Origin of the sequence: Streptomyces ruber, from assembly GCF_014648075.1 — a bacterium.
In the GTDB taxonomy this organism is placed as follows: domain Bacteria; phylum Actinomycetota; class Actinomycetes; order Streptomycetales; family Streptomycetaceae; genus Streptomyces; species Streptomyces ruber.
This window is the reverse complement of record NZ_BMQK01000048.1, coordinates 1-1,041: the sequence shown is the minus strand read 5'-3', so window position 1 is coordinate 1,041 and position 1,041 is coordinate 1. Positions and strand designations below refer to the sequence as shown.

General features: G+C 74.8%; 1 protein-coding gene. It reads left to right on the top strand.

The window, feature by feature from the left end:
• The coding region (gene aroC / locus IEZ04_RS34295; RefSeq protein WP_189220912.1) for a chorismate synthase at nucleotides 1-1,041 on the top strand (1,041 nt) is incomplete at both ends.

The following is a 1,041-nucleotide window of genomic DNA, read 5'->3' as shown; positions in this document are numbered from 1 at the left end:
CCGATCACCACCGACATGGTGGCGGACCACCTCGCCCGGCGCCGGCTCGGCTACGGGCGCGGCGCCCGGATGAAGTTCGAGCGGGACGAGGTCACCTTCCTGGGCGGCGTCCGGCACGGGCGCACCCTCGGCTCCCCGGTCGCGGTCATGGTGGGCAACACCGAGTGGCCCAAGTGGGAGCAGGTCATGGCGGCCGACCCGGTGGAGGCCGAGGTCCTGGAGGGCCTGGCCCGCAACGCGCCGCTGACCCGGCCCCGGCCCGGTCACGCCGACCTGGCGGGCATGCAGAAGTACGGCTTCGACGAGGCCCGCCCGATCCTGGAGCGCGCCTCGGCCCGGGAGACCGCGGCCCGCGTGGCGCTGGGCGCTGTGGCCCGGTCGTACCTGAAGGAGACGGCCGGCATCGAGATCGTCTCCCACGTGGTGGAACTGGCCGCGGCCAAGGCCCCGTACGGCGTGTACCCGACGCCCGCCGACGTCGAGAGGCTGGACGCGGACCCGGTGCGCTGCCTGGACCAGGATGCGTCGAAGGCGATGGTCGCGGAGATCGACCAGGCCCACAAGGACGGCGACACCCTCGGTGGTGTGGTGGAGGTGCTGGCGTACGGCGTGCCGGTGGGCCTCGGCTCGCACGTGCACTGGGACCGCCGGCTGGACGCCCGCCTCGCGGCCGCGCTGATGGGCATTCAGGCGATCAAGGGCGTGGAGGTCGGTGACGGCTTCGACCTGGCCCGGGTGCCGGGCTCGAAGGCGCACGACGAGATCGTCGCCACGGACGAGGGCATCCGGCGCGCCTCGGGCCGCTCCGGCGGCACCGAGGGCGGGCTGACCACCGGTGAGCTGCTGCGGGTGCGGGCGGCGATGAAGCCGATCGCGACCGTGCCGCGCGCGCTGCGCACGGTGGACGTGGCCACGGGCGAGGAGGCGCAGGCGCACCACCAGCGCTCCGACGTGTGCGCCGTGCCGGCGGCCGGCATCGTCGCCGAGGCCATGGTGGCACTGGTCCTCGCGGACGCGGTCGCGGAGAAGTTCGGCGGCGAC